Source organism: Streptomyces thermoviolaceus, from assembly GCF_045209695.1.
GTDB lineage: Bacteria > Actinomycetota > Actinomycetes > Streptomycetales > Streptomycetaceae > Streptomyces > Streptomyces thermoviolaceus.
Map to the genome: position 1 here is coordinate 5,489,298 of NZ_CP109280.1, position 12,511 is coordinate 5,501,808.

The window sequence follows — 12,511 nt, forward strand, 5'->3', positions numbered from 1 at the left end:
CTGTGCCCTTCGCCGGGCGGTCACACGATCGCCGAGGTGTTCCGCCACAGCGCGGCGAGCGAGGCGTCGCCCGTCACCGCCGGCACCGGCACACGGTTCCACAGCGCCAGATACAACCGGCCCGCAGCACCGGCGAGTTCGGCGTCCGCGTCCTCGGACGCGTCCAGCACGGTCACCGGCGGATCCTGCGACAGCCGGATCGTCCACACCGCGAGCGTGGCACCGCCGGTGTCGCCACCCGGGCCGTCCTCGGCGGTGGCACGCACCCGCAGCACACGTGGCTCGGGGGTGCGCACCTTGCTGCGCGACCGCGCGTGGAATCCGCGCAGCAGCTCGTCGATGCCGTCGACGGCGAAACCGGCGTCCACGGCCGTGGCCTCGCCACCGCGTGCCGCCTCCGCGTCGAAGCGGTGGACGGCCGTCTCGTGAGCCTGCCGCCGGACCCAGAAGGCCAGCGGTGACGCGACCGGCGCCCGGTGGAACGTCCAGCACCGCACGTCGTCCGGCGCCGCGGTCAGGGTGTCGACCAGGCGGCGGTGGCCGGCCCGGTACCAGGCGAGCAGGTCGGTGCCGTCGAGGTCCGGCGGATCGCCCATCGGGCGGGGCGAGACGTGGGCGTCGGCGACGAACGCGGTGGCCCACCGGTGCACCACACCGGTGTGGCGCAGCAGGTCCCGCACGCGCCAGCCGGGGCAGGGCGGCACTCGCGCATCGGTGCCGGCCGCCTCGGCCGCCTCGGCCAGCAGTCGTCCCTCCCGGTCGAGCGCGCCGAGCAGCTCGGCAGTGCCCAAGGTCTTCATGACGGGGAGTGTGCCGGACACCGCACGGGACACGGCAGGGCATCGCCGGCTTCCCGGCCGTCACCGGCCGACGACCCGCCGGGTGGTGAACCCGATCGCGGCGGCGACGGCGGCCAGGACGGCGACGCTGGTGAGCGCGGCCGGCAGCGACAGCCAGTCGGCCATGAAGCCGATCGCCGGGGGACCGAGGAGCATGCCGCCGTAGCCGAAGGTGGAAGCGACCGCGACGCCGCTCGGGCCCGCCAGGGCACCGGCGCGTTCGACGGCGAGCGGGAAGAGGTTGGCCAGCCCCAGCCCGGTCACGGCGAACCCGAGCAACGCCGCCCCGGCGGACGGAGTGAGCGAGGCGACAACCATGCCGGCCGCGGCGGTGCAGCCGCCCGCGACGATCGTCCGGGTGCGGCCCAGCCGCTCCAGCAGAGCGGTCCCCGACAGGCGGCCGATCGTCATCGCCAGCGCGAAACAGGCGTACCCGGCCGCCGCCACGCCCGGCGAGGCGCCCAGGTCCTGCTGGAAATGCAGCGCACCCCAGTCGGCCATGGCACCCTCGCCGTACGCCGTGCAGAGGGCGACCAGCCCGAGGACGACCACCACACCACGGCCGCCCGCAGGGCGTGCATCGGCGTCCCCGGCGGGCCGGGGTCCATCCCGGTGGGCCGCCGTGTCGTCGTGTGCCGGTGCCGGGGACTGCTGCCGCAGCAGGGCGCGCCCCGCCACGCCGGTGACGAGCAGGCCGGTCACGGTCAGGGCCAGCAGATGGCGGGCGGGAGACAGGTGCGCGGCCACCAGCCCGCCCAGCCCGGACCCCACCATGCCGCCGAGGCTGAAGGCCGCGTGGAAACTGGGCATGACCGGCCGGCGCAGCGCGGCCACCAGATCCACGGCCGCGCTGTTGAAGGCGACGTTGATGCCGCCGTACGCGGCGCCGAAGACCAGCAGGACGGCGGCCAGGGCCGGAGCCGAGCGGGTCAGCGGAGGCAGGGCCACGCTGAGCGAGAGCAGCACGGCGCACACCACGGTGACCGGGTGGCTGCCCCAGCGGCGGCACAGACGGCCGGTGAAGGCCATCGTGACGACGGCCCCCGCGGACACACCCAGCAGTGCCAGGCCGAGCGAGCCGGCGGAGGCGTGGACCTGCTGTTTGATGTCCGGGATGCGGACGACCCAGCCGGCGAAGACGAACCCGTCGAGGGCGAAGAACGTGGTGAGCACGGCCCGCAGTCGGCTCAGGTCACGGCCCGGCACGGCACTGTGCGAACGGACTTTGTTCAGTGGCGGCACAAAAGGAGGCTACGGGCGCACGGAGGCGGCGGCAAGAGTGCCGGGGCACACAGCCGCCGGCGGAGGAGCGCGGGCGTCAGCCGGTCTTCCGCCGCCACTGCGCGTCCACGCGGGCCCATTCCTCCTCCCACCGGTCGAAGCGGCGCCGGTCGAGACGGGCCTGGACCAGTTTGGCGCCGCCGATCACCAGCCCCGCGCCGGCGGCCGACGCCCACAGGCCGCCCAGGCAAGCCTGGAACGCGGTGTCGGCGGCGGAGGCGGGCGGGTGGGTCAATGTGCCCCGTCCATCGGTCCACACCGTCAGCTGGGTGCCGGGGTTGGCGGAGGCCGGGATGCGGGTCCGTCCGGTGTGGGTCGAGCCGTCCGGGGCGGTCCACCGGACCGTGCCCCACACCAGCGCGCTGCTCGACGGCCGGGCGGAGTCCTCGGGCGGTTCCTGGACGACCACGGCCTGCACGGGCCGGCTCTGCGCGCGGGCCTGCTCCGCGTTGTGCTGGATCGCTCCTGCGGTCAGCAGACCCGCCACCAGACCGCCGGCCACGGCGAGGACCCAGGCCATGAGCAGGATCCATCCCTCGACGACGTCGCACGTCCGCCGCAGCGGATTGCGCCGCCATCGCCACAGCCACACTCCCGCGCGACGTGTCACCGTCGACACCCCCTCGTGAGCACGGACGGCCTACTGCCAGTGTGCCCCCAGGGGCGCGCCCGGGCCTCCGCGACGCCGGAGGCGCCCGTGGCCGCGGGGGTGCGCAGGTGCCGCGGCACACCCGGAGACGCCCGGACGTGCCCGGGGCGTGCCGGCCGTGTCCGCCGGCAGCTGCGGGACGAGGACCGCGCGAGGCCCGGCCGCGCCTCGGCACCCCGCGCGGACATGGCCCGCCGCGCTGCCGCACCCCGCGCGGACACGGCCCGGCCGCCGGCCGCAGCGACGGTGCCGGCAGCGGCCGTTCAGACGGTGACGACCCGGATCCCGGCGTCCTCGAAGCCGCGCACGGCATCCGGCGCCGCCGCCGTGTCCGTCACCAGCGTGTCCACCGACCGGGCCGCGCAGATGCGGGCGAAGGCGCGACGCCCGAGCTTGCCGGAGTCCGCGGCGACCACCACGCGGCCGGCGCGTTCGCACAGCAGCCGGTTGATCGCCGCCTCCGCCTCGTCGTCGGCCGCGGCACCATGAGTGACGTCGAAGGCCACCACGCCCAGCACCGCCACGTCCAGCGTGATCTGCCCCAGCACACCGTCCGCCAGCGGGCCGACCAGCTCGTACGACTGAGGGCGGGCCACGCCCCCGGTCACCACGATCTTGAACTGGGGCCGCACGGCCAGCTCGTTGGCGATGTTGAGCGCGTTGGTCACCACCGTCAGAGCCGGCGACCCCGAGGCGAGGTCCTTGCGCATCGCCAGGGCACGGGCCACCTCCGTGGTGGTCGTCCCGCCGGTCAGGCCCACCGCCTCGCCCGGAGCCACCAGAGAGGCGACCGCCTGGGCGATCCGCTGCTTCTCGGAGGCCCGGCGCGCCGTCTTGTAGCGCAGGGGCAGCTCGTAGGAGACACCGTGCACGACCGCGCCGCCCCGGGTGCGGATCAGCATCTGCTGCTCGGCGAGCCGGTCGAAGTCCCGCCGGATCGTCGCGGCCGACACACCCAGTTCCGCCGCCGCCTCCTCGACGTCCAGCCGGCCCCGCTCGACCAGGAGTTCCAGCAGCGCCTTCCAGCGGGCGTCGCGCGACATGGGTGGCCTCCGTTCTTGCTTCTTCGCGACCCTAACGCACCCGTGCGCCGTCCAGATGCTTGAACCTGCTCGAAAAGCGCGGCTATCGTGCACGAACAATCACCGGGCGAAGGGGCTGCCATGAGCCATGCCGAGGACGAACTGACCAGCCAGCCCGAGTGCTGGGCCCGCGTCGCGGCCGAGGCCGCCGGACACCGCACGGCACTGCCGGCCACGGGGGAGAGGGTGGCGATCGTCGGCTGCGGGACGTCGTACTACATGGCCCAGGCCGCCGCCGCGCTGCGCGAGAGCGCCGGGCAGGGCGAGACCGACGCCTTCGCCGCCTCGGAGTTCCCCCACCACCGCACCTACGACCGCGTCGTCGCCCTCACCCGCTCCGGCACCACCACGGAAGTCCTGGACCTGCTGGAGCGGACGAAGGGACGCGCGCGCACCACCGCCGTCACCGCGGACCCCGCCACACCGGTCGTGGCTGCCGCCGACGACGTGATCGTGCTGGACTGGGCCGACGAACGCTCCGTCGTGCAGACCCGGTTCGCCACCACCGCGCTGACCCTGCTGCGCGCCCACCTCGGCCTGCACACCGACGCCGTCGTCGCCGACGGCCGCACCGCCCTGGCCGATCCGCTGCCCGAGGGGCTGCCCGGCTGCACCCAGTTCACCTTCCTCGGTCGCGGCTGGACCGTCGGGCTCGCCCACGAGGCCGCCCTGAAGATGCGTGAGGCCTCCCTGTCCTGGACCGAGTCCTACCCGGCGATGGAGTACCGGCACGGCCCCATCAGCATCACCACCCGGTCCACCGCCACCTGGATGTTCGGCCCGGCCCCGGACGGCCTGGCGGACCAGGTGCGCGCCACCGGCGGCAGGTGGATCGACAGCCGTCTCGATCCGCTGGCCGAACTGGTCCGCGCCCAGCGCCTCGCCCTCGCCGTCGCCGCGGCACGCGGCCTCGACCCGGACCGGCCCCGCCACCTGACCCGCTCCGTCGTCCTCACCCCCTGACATCCGGCCCCGACCCCTGCCCCCACCCTGAGAAAGGACCGGTCGTGCCGCTCGCAGCCACCGGTGAGCTGGTCGGCGCCGCCGCCGCAGCCCGCTCCGCCGTCGCCGCCTTCAACGTCATCACCCTGGAACACATCGAGGCCGTCGTCGCCGGCGCGGAGCAGGCCGGCGCACCCGTGGTCGTCCAGGTCAGCGAGAACACGGTCGCCTTCCGCTGCGGGCGGCTGCTGCCGCTGGCCCGGGCCGCGGTCACCGCCGCCGAGCACGCCGCCGTCCCGGTCGCCCTGCACCTGGACCACGTCCAGCGCGACGACCTGCTGCGGCAGGCCGCCGACGCCGGTTTCAGCTCCGTCATGTACGACGCCTCCCGGCTGCCGTACGCGGAGAACCTTTCCCGCACCCGGGGTGCCGCCGACTGGGCGCACGCCCACGGGCTGTGGGTGGAGGCCGAGTTGGGCCAGATCGGCGGCAAGGACGGCCGGCCCCCGCTGGACGCCCACGCCCCCGGCGCCCGGACCGACCCCGGGGAGGCGCACGCCTTCGTCACCGCCTCCGGGGTGGACGCCCTCGCCGTGGCCGTGGGCACCACGCACGCCATGACCGAACGGACCGCCACGCTCGACCACGACCTCGTCAAACGGCTCGCCGACACCCTGGACGTCCCGCTCGTCCTGCACGGCTCCTCCGGCGTGCCCGACGGCGAACTCGCCCAGGCCGTCGCCGGCGGCATCGCCAAGGTGAACGTCGGCACCGCCCTCAACGCGGCCCTGACCCGCGCCGTCCGCTCCGCCCTCGCCGCCCGCCCCGAGGCGGTCGACTGCCGGAGCTACCTGAAACAGGGCCGGGAGGCGATGGCCGCCGAGGTGGCCCGTCTCATCGGCGTGATCGGCACCCCGCGCACCACGGCCGCACCTCGCTGACCGGCCGGGTGCGTGACGCGGGGACCGGCCCGGTCACCTCTTGACGGCGCGCAGCACCACGAACTTCGGATCGCTCGCCATCAGCCGGCAGTTGCCGAACACCCGGCGCAGCTTGACGTGATAGCCCAGATGACGGTTGCCCACCACCCACAGCTCGCCGCCGGGGCGCAGCGCCCGCCGCGCCCCGGTGAACATCCGCCAGGCCGTCGCGTCCGTCGTCGCCTGGTGCGAGTGGAACGGCGGGTTGTTCAGCACCAGGTCCACGCTGCCGGCCGCCACCTGCGACAGCCCGTCGCCCACCCGGAACTCGGCGTGCCCCACCACGTCGTTCGCCCGGTACGTCGCCTGCGCCGAGGCGAGGGCCTGGAACGACTCGTCCGTGAACAGCACCTCGGCCTCGGGCGCGGTCAGCGCCATCGCCAGACCGACCACGCCGTTGCCGCAGCCCAGGTCCACCACCCGCCCGGCGCGCGGCGCCTTCGGCAGCTGACGCAGGAAGAAACGTGTGCCGATGTCGAGCCGGTCCGCGCAGAACACCCCCGCGTGATTGACGACCGTCCGGCCCGAGACGGCACCGATGTCCTCGGGCAGCGTGTACGTGTACGGCCACGGATTGCCGGGCCGCCGCAGCGACGGATCCGGGGTGCAGAAGATCAGCCGGGCCTTGCGCCGGGCGAGCGAGGTGCGGGTCGGGCCCAGGATCCGCTCGAACAACGTCAGCGTGGAGGTGTGGATCTCCTTGACCATGCCGGTGCCCACGACGACCGTGCCGGCGTGCACCGCGGGCGCCAGCCGCAGCAGCTGGTCCTCCAGCAGCGCCAGGCTCTTGGGCACCCGCACCAGCAGCACGTCGATCCGCTCCGGCGGGGTGTCCTGGGTGGTGAGCAGACCCACCGTGCCGGGCTCGACGCCGTTGCGGGCCAGGTTGGCGCGGGTCGCCTCCTGCCCGAGCCAGGAGTCGGTGATCTGCACCGGCCGGTGCGCCGCCAGCGCGGTCACCAGGGCGCCCCAGCGGTCCCCGAGGACCACCACGGTCCCCGACAGATCGACCGGCTCCGCCGCCAGATGGTCCAGCAGGTACGCGTCGGAGGCGTCCCAGGCACGCAGCCGGTCGCGCGGGTCCTCGGGGAAACGGGACAGTCTCAGCTCGCCCCAGGGGGTGGTCATCGGGTCGTTCATCGTCCGTCCAGGCTAGCGGAGGCCCGGCTCGGGACCGCCGGGCGGCGGCCGGCCCGCCCGGGGCAGGATGGGAGACATGGACGCCGAGCTGTTCCCCCGCAGCCGCACCGAGCCCGCACCGGGGGCCGTGCACGTGCCGGACTGGCTGGCACCGGACCGGCAGCGGCAGCTGCTGGAGGCCTGTCGGCAGTGGGCGCGTCCGCCGGCCGGACTGCGCACCGTGCGCACCCCCGGCGGCACCATGACCGCCCGGCAGGTGTGCCTCGGGCTCCACTGGTACCCGTACGGCTACGCCCGCACCGTCGTCGACGGCGACGGCGCCCCGGTCAAACCCTTCCCGGCCTGGCTGGGCGAGCTGGGCCGGCAGGCGGTGCGCGAGACGCTCGGCCCCGACGCGGCCCGGGACGCGGCGTACGACATCGCGTTGATCAACTTCTACGGCGCCGACGCGCGCATGGGCATGCACCGCGACAGCGACGAGTGCTCCGACGCCCCCGTGGTGTCCCTCAGCCTCGGCGACACCTGCGTGTTCCGCTTCGGCAACACCCGTACGCGCACCCGGCCCTGGCAGGACATCGAGCTGCGCAGCGGCGACCTGTTCGTCTTCGGCGGACCCGCGCGGTTCGCGTACCACGGGGTGCCCCGGATCCACCCGGGCACCGGGCCACGGGAGTTGGGCCTGGCCGGACGGCTGAACATCACGCTGCGGGTGAGCGGCCTGTAGCGGGCGACTTCCGGGCGTGCCGTCACGTCCCACGGGCACGGGCCGCGGGCCGCCCCGCCCGCGGATCATGACAGACTCGCCCTCATGAGCGGCAAGGCGGACCCCCGGGCAGCGGGGGAAGGAACCACCTCCAGGACGCGGCTGGACCGAGGGCGCGGTGCGCTCGGCCCCGCGTTGCAGCTCGTGCACACCGGACGCGCCCCCACGCGGGCCGTGCTCACCGCCGAGCTGGGGGTGACCCGGGCGACGGCCGGCGCGGTGGCCGCCGAACTGGAGGCGCTGGGCCTGATCCGGGTGGACGCCCGGCCGGGCGCGGCCGCCGGCGCTCAGGGCCGCCCGTCGCACCGGCTGTCGATCGCCGAGGACGGGCCCGTCGCCCTCGCCGCGCAGGTGCACGCCGACGGATTCCGCGCGGCACTGGTCGGTCTCGGCGGCCGGATCGTGGCGACGGCGCCGGGACGCCTGTCCGTGGACGCCGATCCGGCCCAGGTGCTCGGTGCCGTCGTGGAGGCCGGAGCCGGACTGCTGCGCACCACCGGGCGGCGTTGTGTGGGGGCCGCGGTCGCCGTGCCGTCCGCCGTGGCCGAGCCGGAGGGCCTGGCCCTCAATCCGCTGCACGTGGCCTGGCCGGCGGGCGCGCCGGTCCGGCGGATCTTCGAGGAGTGCGTGCGGGCCGCCGGGATCACCGGCCCGGCGTTCGCGGCGAACGACGTCAACCTGGCCGCGCTCGCCGAGCACCGGCACGGCGCCGGGCGGGGCGCCCGCGATCTGCTGTGCGTGGCCACCGGCCATCGCGGCGTGGGCGGTGCGCTGGTCCTGGACGGTCGGCTGCACACCGGAAGCTCCGGGCTCGCCCTGGAGGTCGGCCACCTCACCGTCAACCCCGAGGGCCGTCCCTGCCATTGCGGCAGCCGCGGCTGCCTGGACGTGGAGGCCGACCCGCTGGCCTTCCTGACCGCCGCCGGCCGCGAACCGGGCCCTGAGGTGTCGCTGCTGCGACAGGCCGAGGACCTCGTCCGCAACCACCGCGACGACCCGGCCGTCCGCGAGGCCGTGGCCGCCCTGATCGACCGTCTGGGCCTGGGCCTGGCCGGGCTGGTCAACATCCTCAACCCGGACCGCATCATCCTCGGCGGCCTGCACCGCACCCTGCTGGAGGCCGACCCGGACCGCCTGCGCGCGGTCGTCGCCGGCCGCAGCCTGTGGGGCCGCAGCGGCGCGGTCCCCGTCCTGCCCTGCACACTGAGCCACAACAGCCTGGTCGGCGCCGCCGAACTGGCCTGGCAGCCCGTCCTCGACGACCCCCTGGCGGCGCTCGCCCGAGAAGCCGGACACGGGTGACCGGGAACGTCCGCCCGCAGGCCGCACGGGGACCGTGCTGTGGTGCCGGTCCGCTGCGGCCGGCCTGCACCGGGCACCCCTTGCCCGCGTCACCCTGCGGACACACGTCACCCCACGGCTCTCGGCCGGACGTGGGCGCTCTCCGTGCCGGCATGCACGCAGTGGCCGACGCGGGACCGGTTCGCGCACTTGCCGCCCGTGAACGCGATCTCGCGGATGCTGCGTGACAGGTGTTCAGGAACGGATCTCATGGAGCCTGGGCCGACGGGGTGAGCTGACCGGCGTCGCCGCCGGTGGGACGCGCGTGCAGCATGCCACCGCCCTGCGGCCCGCCGGGCCGTGAGACCCGGCGGACCCGGTCACCGCCCGGTCAGCCGGGAACGGCGGACCGGGCGGGAGCACGGGTGGGACGGGAGCCGTCGAGCGCGGTGTCCGCCCCCACGCCGGCCAAGCCGGGCACCGGCTGCCCCCCGGCCGCCGGCCGGCGCACCCGGCCCGGCACCGTGACCGGACCGCCCGAGGCCGGCAGCGTGAACCACACGACCTTGCCGCGGTCCCCCTCCGGGCGGGCGCCCCAGCTCTCGCTCATCGCGGCCACCATCGCCAGCCCCCGGCCCTCGGTGGCCAGCGGAGCGACGTGCCCCAGGTCCTCCAGCACCGGCAGCCGCGGATCGTGGTCGTGCACGGAGACGGTGAGCCGGTCCATGGAGTGCTCGAGCTGGACGGTGCAGAGCTTGTCCGGCTGGGCGTGCAGGTGGACGTTGGTGAGCAACTCCGTCACACCGAGCGCGGCCCGGTCGATCAGAGTGTCCAGATTCCAGTAGCGCAAGTGCGCCGATACGATTCTGCGGACCTGGCCGATCCGCGACGGCAGGGCTTGGAGCTCCACCGTGCAGTGCCTGCTTGGGTGACTGGTCACGGCTGCGACTCCCCGACTTGAGGTCCGGAAGAACACGACGTTTCGGATGCAGCAGGACGCCTGCGTGACACTGCCGCCTGCTGTCGTGGCCGGCGGGCTGGTTCGCAGCGTTATCGCCGGTAAACCCAGAGTGACGTGAGACCAGAGTGACGCAAGGGGTTCGGCACCGCAACTCCTCGGCGTCTTGCGTCGTGCGGTCGTTCGTGATCCCGCACGGTCTGCTGCCCGGCCCGTCCGGCGTGCCCGTCGTGCGGTCGTGTGCGGAGTCGTTCCGCGCGGTGCGGTCTGCCGCCCCCGGCCACCCGGACACCGCCGCGTGCCGACGCGCCCGGAGCGGCGTCCGGGCGCACGCGCACCAATGCGCTCCCGTCCGTGCACGCCGTGCGCCGCCCGCGCGCCCGGCAGGCGCCCCCAGGGTCGCCTTTGACCTGCCCAAAGAGCTGTTTATGCAGGTGAGAAGCGTGTTTCCGGTGTCTATCATCGGGGGCGCCCGGCCGCGGACACGCCGTCGGCGCCCACCCTTGAGGAGTCCTGCCGTGAGCACCACCGACCAGCGCCGGACCGGCGACACCCTCGACGTCGACCGCACGGACCTCGCCTACCGGACCTGGTTGAAGGAGGCGGTCCGCAAGGTCCAGGCCGACGCCAACCGCTCGGCCGACACCCACTTGCTGCGTTTCCCGCTGCCCGAGGACTGGGGCATCGACCTGTACCTCAAGGACGAGTCGACCCATCCCACCGGAAGTCTCAAGCACCGCCTGGCCCGTTCGCTGTTCCTGTACGGCCTGTGCAACGGCTGGATCCGGCCCGGCCGCCCCGTGATCGAGGCCTCCAGCGGCTCGACCGCCGTCTCCGAGGCGTACTTCGCCCAACTGATCGGGGTGCCGTTCATCGCGGTGATGCCCCGCACGACGAGCGCCGAGAAGTGCCGCCTGATCGAGTTCCACGGCGGCCGCTGCCACTTCGTGGACGACCCGCGGACGATGTACGAGGAGTCCGCCCGGCTCGCGGCGGAGACCGGTGGCCACTACATGGACCAGTTCACCTACGCCGAGCGCGCCACCGACTGGCGCGGCAACAACAACATCGCCGAGTCGATCTTCCGCCAGCTGCGGCTGGAGCGCTTCCCCGAACCGGCGTGGATCGTCGCCACCGCCGGCACCGGCGGCACCTCCGCGACGCTCGCGCGCTACGTCCACTACATGCAGTACGACACCCGCATCTGCGTCGCCGACCCGGACAACTCCTGCTTCTTCGAGGGCTGGGTCACCGGTGACCCGGACGTCTCCTGCGACCGCGGCTCCCGCATCGAGGGCATCGGCCGGCCGCGCATGGAACCCAGCTTCCTGCCCGGCGCCATCGACCGGATGATGAAGGTGCCGGACGCCGCCGCCGTCGCCGCCGTGCGCGCCCTGGAACACGTCATCGGCCGCAAGGCGGGCGGCTCCACGGGCACCGGCCTGTGGAGCGCCCTGCGGATCGTCGCCGAGATGCGCGCCCAGGGCCGCCAGGGCAGTGTGGTGACCCTGCTGTGCGACCCGGGGGACCGCTACCTCGACAAGTACTACTCGGACGCCTGGCTCGCCGGGCAGGGCCTGGACATCACCCCGTACGCCGCGGCGATCGAGACCTTCCTGGCCGGCGGCAGCTGGCCCGACTGAGCCCGGCCCCCGCGCAGCGGGGCACGGCCGGATCAGCGCGGCGCCGTGCCGCCCCCGCCGCGACGGACCGCACACGGCTCCCGGAACGGCGCCGGGGCTGACGGCGCCTCAGTCCGGCGCGTCCTGCTCGGACTCGCCGGCCACCACCAGCCGCAGGTACTCGGAGACCTCCGCACGCGCCTCGGGCGGCAGCCCCGCGTCCGTCACCAGCGTGTCGACCCGGTCCAGAGAAGCGAAGGAACTCAGCCCGATCACACCCCACTTGGTGTGGTCGGCGACCACGACCACCCGGCGCGCGGACTGCACCAGCCGCCGGTTGGTCTCGGCCTCGGCGAGGTTCGGTGTCGACAGGCCGGCCTCCACCGATATCCCGTGCACCCCGAGGAACAGCATGTCGAAGTGGAGCGTGGCGATGGCCTGGTCCGCCACCGGCCCCACCAGCGAGTCGGACGGGGTGCGCACCCCGCCGGTCAGCACCACCGTGGCCGCACCCTGCCGCGGCCCGGAGGTGCGCTGGGCGGCGTGGAAGACGTCGGCGACCCGCACCGAGTTGGTGACCACGGTCAGCTCCGGCACGTCCACCAGACGATGGGCCAGCGCATACGTCGTCGTGCCGCCGGACAGGGCGATCGCCGACCCCGGCGCCACCAACTGCGCGGCCGCCCGGGCGATGTCCTCCTTGGCGGTCGGTTCCAGGCCCGACTTCGCCTCGAAGCCCGGCTCGTGCGTGCTGGCCTCCACCACCGGCACCGCACCGCCGTGCACCTTCTCCAGCACGCCCTGCCGGGCCAGCGCGTCCAGGTCGCGGCGGACGGTCATGTCCGACACACCCAGCTTCCGGGTCAGCTCGTTGACCCGGACCCCGCCGCGGCGCCGGACCTCGTCCAGGATCAGGGCGCGCCGCTGCTCCGCGAGCAGGTTCTGATTCTCGCTCACGTGGCTCAGGTTCCTTT

The 12,511-nt window shown here is 74.5% G+C and carries 12 protein-coding genes; 5 read left to right on the forward strand and 7 right to left on the reverse strand.

Annotated features, from left to right (window positions below; translation table 11 throughout):
* Positions 1-20: 20 nt before the first annotated feature.
* The 4 genes from OG899_RS24010 to OG899_RS24025 form a co-directional block, all read right to left on the reverse strand.
* Entirely contained in the window at positions 21-800 is a 780-nt protein-coding gene (locus OG899_RS24010; protein WP_406311135.1) for a maleylpyruvate isomerase family mycothiol-dependent enzyme, read from the reverse strand.
* A gap of 60 nt (positions 801-860) precedes the next feature.
* The gene (locus OG899_RS24015; protein WP_251503592.1) at positions 861-2,045 is read right to left on the reverse strand and encodes an MFS transporter; all 1,185 of its coding nucleotides are present in this window, start codon (positions 2,043-2,045) and stop codon (positions 861-863) included.
* 112 nt (positions 2,046-2,157) lie between these two features.
* Positions 2,158-2,730 (reverse strand): hypothetical protein, encoded by a 573-nt coding sequence (locus OG899_RS24020; protein WP_406311136.1) that lies wholly within the window; start codon positions 2,728-2,730, stop codon positions 2,158-2,160.
* A gap of 302 nt (positions 2,731-3,032) precedes the next feature.
* Positions 3,033-3,812, reverse strand: coding sequence for a DeoR/GlpR family DNA-binding transcription regulator (locus OG899_RS24025; protein WP_125497378.1), 780 nt, complete (start codon positions 3,810-3,812; stop codon positions 3,033-3,035).
* A gap of 120 nt (positions 3,813-3,932) precedes the next feature.
* On the opposite strand from OG899_RS24025, the gene OG899_RS24030 reads away from it, so the two are divergent.
* Both OG899_RS24030 and OG899_RS24035 read left to right on the forward strand, forming a co-directional pair.
* Positions 3,933-4,814 (forward strand): SIS domain-containing protein, encoded by an 882-nt coding sequence (locus OG899_RS24030; RefSeq protein WP_406311137.1) that lies wholly within the window; start codon positions 3,933-3,935, stop codon positions 4,812-4,814.
* A gap of 44 nt (positions 4,815-4,858) precedes the next feature.
* Positions 4,859-5,734: a class II fructose-bisphosphate aldolase gene (locus OG899_RS24035; RefSeq protein WP_168131149.1), complete on the forward strand. Its 876-nt coding sequence runs from the start codon at positions 4,859-4,861 to the stop codon at positions 5,732-5,734.
* A gap of 33 nt (positions 5,735-5,767) precedes the next feature.
* Here OG899_RS24035 and OG899_RS24040 read toward each other — a convergent pair whose 3' ends face one another.
* Positions 5,768-6,901, reverse strand: coding sequence for a methyltransferase (locus tag OG899_RS24040; RefSeq protein WP_125497420.1), 1,134 nt, complete (start codon positions 6,899-6,901; stop codon positions 5,768-5,770).
* Between the two features lie 88 nt (positions 6,902-6,989).
* Between OG899_RS24040 and OG899_RS24045 the strand changes: the two genes are divergently transcribed.
* Both OG899_RS24045 and OG899_RS24050 read left to right on the forward strand, forming a co-directional pair.
* Positions 6,990-7,637: an alpha-ketoglutarate-dependent dioxygenase AlkB gene (locus OG899_RS24045; RefSeq protein WP_189427610.1), complete on the forward strand. Its 648-nt coding sequence runs from the start codon at positions 6,990-6,992 to the stop codon at positions 7,635-7,637.
* 84 nt (positions 7,638-7,721) lie between these two features.
* On the forward strand, positions 7,722-8,978 hold the full coding sequence (locus tag OG899_RS24050) for an ROK family protein (RefSeq protein WP_125497381.1): 1,257 nt from the start codon (positions 7,722-7,724) through the stop codon (positions 8,976-8,978).
* Between the two features lie 370 nt (positions 8,979-9,348).
* On the opposite strand, the gene OG899_RS24055 is transcribed toward OG899_RS24050, so the two are convergent.
* Positions 9,349-9,897, reverse strand: a complete 549-nt coding sequence (locus OG899_RS24055; RefSeq protein WP_356846428.1) for an ATP-binding protein — start codon at positions 9,895-9,897, stop codon at positions 9,349-9,351.
* 536 nt (positions 9,898-10,433) lie between these two features.
* On the opposite strand from OG899_RS24055, the gene OG899_RS24060 reads away from it, so the two are divergent.
* Complete coding sequence (locus OG899_RS24060; protein ID WP_125497383.1) at positions 10,434-11,558, forward strand: PLP-dependent cysteine synthase family protein; 1,125 nt, start codon at positions 10,434-10,436, stop codon at positions 11,556-11,558.
* 108 nt (positions 11,559-11,666) lie between these two features.
* On the opposite strand, the gene OG899_RS24065 is transcribed toward OG899_RS24060, so the two are convergent.
* Positions 11,667-12,494 carry a DeoR/GlpR family DNA-binding transcription regulator gene (locus OG899_RS24065; protein ID WP_168131152.1) on the reverse strand — a complete coding sequence of 276 codons (828 nt, stop codon included), beginning with the start codon at positions 12,492-12,494 and terminating at the stop codon, positions 11,667-11,669.
* Positions 12,495-12,511: the final 17 nt, after the last annotated feature.

What these genes read in the sequence shown, in the direction of transcription:
- OG899_RS24050 (WP_125497381.1), top strand. Translation starts at nt 7,722, where the DNA reads ATGAGCGGCAAGGCGGACCCCCGGGCAGCGGGGGAAGGAACCACCTCC.
- OG899_RS24045 (WP_189427610.1), top strand. Translation starts at nt 6,990, where the DNA reads ATGGACGCCGAGCTGTTCCCCCGCAGCCGCACCGAGCCCGCACCGGGG.
- OG899_RS24040 (WP_125497420.1), bottom strand. Translation starts at nt 6,901, where the DNA reads ATGACCACCCCCTGGGGCGAGCTGAGACTGTCCCGTTTCCCCGAGGAC.
- OG899_RS24010 (WP_406311135.1), bottom strand. Translation starts at nt 800, where the DNA reads ATGAAGACCTTGGGCACTGCCGAGCTGCTCGGCGCGCTCGACCGGGAG.
- OG899_RS24025 (WP_125497378.1), bottom strand. Translation starts at nt 3,812, where the DNA reads ATGTCGCGCGACGCCCGCTGGAAGGCGCTGCTGGAACTCCTGGTCGAG.
- OG899_RS24030 (WP_406311137.1), top strand. Translation starts at nt 3,933, where the DNA reads ATGAGCCATGCCGAGGACGAACTGACCAGCCAGCCCGAGTGCTGGGCC.